We start from the raw sequence: 3,190 nt of genomic DNA on the forward strand, positions 1-3,190 counted from the left end.
GTCCGGCACTTGTCTTGCAGACCCGACATGCTTCTGTCCCTGCGTGGCTGCGTTGCCGCCATCGGGCATATCCGCTATCTAGCGCCGAAAGCAATGAAGGGGTTTTACAGAATGGCCGACGCACCAAACACCGAGGCGCGCCTCACCGGAACGGTTCCGCTTTACAAGAATGTGGAGCCACTCAACCGCACGAAACACAAGACCTATGGCGTGAAGACGGTCACCAAGCCCTTCAGCTTCCTGAAGGATTGGCATTTCGTTCCGGCCATTGCCGGCGAATTCTCGATCGCCAGCGGCAGCTATCCGATCATCTTCCTCGGCGACAAGAAAATGCCGGTTCTGGTGATGGGCCTGCGCCAGGGCACGAATGTCTTCGTCACCGACGAAGGTCAGTTCGACCACGACCATTACATCCCCGCCTATGTGCGCCGCTACCCGTTCGTGAGCGCCTCCAATCCGATGGACCAGCCTTCCACGGTCTGCGTCGATGTCGATGCCGATTTCGTCGTCAAGTCCGGCGCGGATATCCCGTTCTTCACCGATGCCGGCGAGCCGACCGATTACACCAACAAGGCGGTTGAATTCGTCTCGGCCTTCGAGAATGACGCGAAGATCACCGAAAGCTTCGTCGAGCGCCTCACTGCCCTCGACCTGTTCGAGCAAAAGAATGTGCGCGTGGCCGATCCGAACAATCCGGACAACACGATCACCGTCGCGGAATACTGGGGTGTTTCCGAGGAGAAATTCTCCAACCTTCCCGCCGAGAAAGTTCTCGAGATGCACAAGAATGGCGATCTTTTCGCGATTTCTGCTCATCTGATGTCGCTGCAGCGCTGGGAGCGCATCATGCGCCGCGTTTCCATGCTGCCAGCCGGTGAGGCTGCACCGAAGGCCTAGGCTATCGGCAGGTAATTCTGACGGCTGCGGCCGCGCTGCAAGGCGCGGCCGTTTGCTTGTCAGCGATCACCATTGCGCGAGCGGGCTTCGGCCTGGGACAAATCATGAGTATATGGCGCACAGGGCGTTCCGCTCCCGCACCAGTCTTGAGGTTCTGCCATGCGTCTTCTTGCCAGTCTTGCCACGGCTTTCGTTCTTCTGACGGGCCTTGCCCCCATGGCTCCGGCACAGCCGGGCTGGGCCAGCAATGAGCCGATCGTTGCGGCGGACCTGGTTTCCGACATGGCCGCGGTGGCCCCGGGGGAGAGGTTTTATCTCGGTTTCCGCCAGGTCATGCCCGAGGGCTGGCACACCTATTGGCGCAATCCCGGTGATAACGGGCTGCCACCGGAAGTGCGCTGGGAGGTGCCGGCCGGCGTGACGATGGGTGAGTTTGAGTGGCCGGCGCCGATCGAGCTGCCGCTCGCCGAGACCATTCTCGATTACGGTTATCATGACGAGGTCGTGCTGCCCGTCCCGGTGCAGCTGGATGCGGAATTCGACGCCTCCGAGCTGGTGATTATCGGCCATGCGAGCTGGCTGGTCTGCGAGATTATCTGTGTCCCGGAGGAAGGTACGCTCACCCTGACACTGCCGGTCGAGGCGCAATCCCGGCGCGATGAGGCGGGCTATTGGTATATCCAGGCGGCGCTGGATTCAGTGCCACGCACGCTTGCCGGGCTGGAGGCGCGAATCGGCTTTGGGGACACGGCCGTCGTACTCGAACTGGAAGGCGGTGATTTTTCCGCCGCCTCGCCGGACTGGCATGACCTCACATTCTTTCCCTATGACGCAAGCCTGATCACCCATGCCGCTCAACAACAGGCCGAGCGCGGTGAGGGGCTCGCCCGACTGACCCTGGCGCGCGGCTACCAGGCCGACCCTCAGCTCAGCGCGGCGCGCGGTGGTGTGCTGCGCTATACGCTCGGCAGCGGTTCCGGTGCGCGCGAACGGGCGATTGAAATCTGGGCTGAGCCCGATTCTGACATGGTGCTGCCCGCGTCGGCGACGGGCGCACCGGCCGCGGCACCGGGCACGGCGCCTGTGGTTGCGCCGGGATTGATCGGCCTTCTCCTGCTCGCCTTTGGCGGCGGTCTTATCCTCAATCTGATGCCGTGCGTCTTTCCGATCCTGTCGATCAAGGTGCTGCAATTCGTCGAGGGCGCGCATGATGACCCGCACCGGGTGCAGCGCCATGCCCTGTTCTTCCTGGCGGGCGTGATCCTGAGCTTTGTCGCTCTGGCAGCTGTTCTGGTCGGGTTGCGGGAATTCGGCCTGCCCGTCGGCTGGGGATTCCAGCTGCAGGTTCCTGTCGTGGTCGCGGGGCTGACCCTGCTTCTGTTCGCGATCGGCCTCAATCTGCTCGGCGTGTTCGAAATCGGTACCAGCCTGCAAAATGTGGGCGGTGGCTTGAGCCAGAAGCCCGGTGCCCAGGGCGCCTTCTTCACCGGCGTTCTGGCCGTGATCGTCGCCGCGCCCTGTGTCGGACCTTTGGCCGCCGGAGCGCTGGGGCTGGCGCTAACCCAGCCGGCGATCATCGTCCTGCTCGTTGCAGCCGCAATGGGGGCCGGACTGGCGGCGCCTTTCGTGCTGGTCAGCTTCATTCCGGCACTGCAGGGCTTCATGCCGAAGCCGGGCCGCTGGATGGAGCAGTTCAAGCAATTCCTCGCCTTCCCGATGTTCGCCTCGGTGCTGTGGCTGAGCTGGGTGCTGGTGATCCAGTCCGGTGCGGCAGGCCTGTTGCTGCTGGGAACGGGTCTGCTGGCCCTGAGCCTGGCGATCTGGGCGCGCAAGCAGCGGCATCTGGCCTGGACAATGATCGCCATCCTGTCGCTCCTCACCGGCCTCGGCGCGACGCTGGCGATCGCGCGCCTGCCGGCCGCGACCAATGCGCCAAGCCTGTCCGGCGGCGAAGAGGCCTGGTCGCGCGAACGCGTGGCCGAATTGCGCGCCAGCGGGCAGCCCATCTTTATCGATGTCACGGCGGCCTGGTGTGTGACCTGCCAGGTCAACAAGCTCGGTACGCTCAGCGACCCGGCGGTGGCCGAGGCGTTCGAGCGTTATGGTGTTGTCGAGATGCGGGCCGACTGGACCAATCGCAATGATGAGATTGCCGCTCTGATCGCCGAGCATGGCCAAGCCGGTGTGCCGCTTTATCTGGTCTATCCGGCCGATGGCGGACCGGCCCGGGTTCTGCCCTCGGTGCTGACGCGCGATATCATCATCAATGCCCTGGCCGAGGCGGCGGGCTAGG

The 3,190-nt window shown here is 63.7% G+C and carries 2 protein-coding genes; both read left to right on the plus strand.

From position 1 onward, the window contains the following. Nucleotides 1–111 precede the first annotated feature (111 nt). The gene (locus tag AAC023_RS14085; RefSeq protein WP_339741866.1) at nucleotides 112–897 is read left to right on the plus strand and encodes a SapC family protein; all 786 of its coding nucleotides are present in this window, start codon (nucleotides 112–114) and stop codon (nucleotides 895–897) included. A 159-nt stretch (nucleotides 898–1,056) separates the two neighbouring features. After that, on the plus strand, nucleotides 1,057–3,189 hold the full coding sequence (locus tag AAC023_RS14090) for a protein-disulfide reductase DsbD domain-containing protein (RefSeq protein WP_339741868.1): 2,133 nt from the start codon (nucleotides 1,057–1,059) through the stop codon (nucleotides 3,187–3,189). Nucleotide 3,190: the final 1 nt, after the last annotated feature.

This window comes from uncultured Maricaulis sp. (assembly GCF_963976135.1).
GTDB lineage: Bacteria > Pseudomonadota > Alphaproteobacteria > Caulobacterales > Maricaulaceae > Maricaulis.

What these genes read in the sequence shown, in the direction of transcription:
- AAC023_RS14085 (WP_339741866.1), top strand. Translation starts at nt 112, where the DNA reads ATGGCCGACGCACCAAACACCGAGGCGCGCCTCACCGGAACGGTTCCG.
- AAC023_RS14090 (WP_339741868.1), top strand. Translation starts at nt 1,057, where the DNA reads ATGCGTCTTCTTGCCAGTCTTGCCACGGCTTTCGTTCTTCTGACGGGC.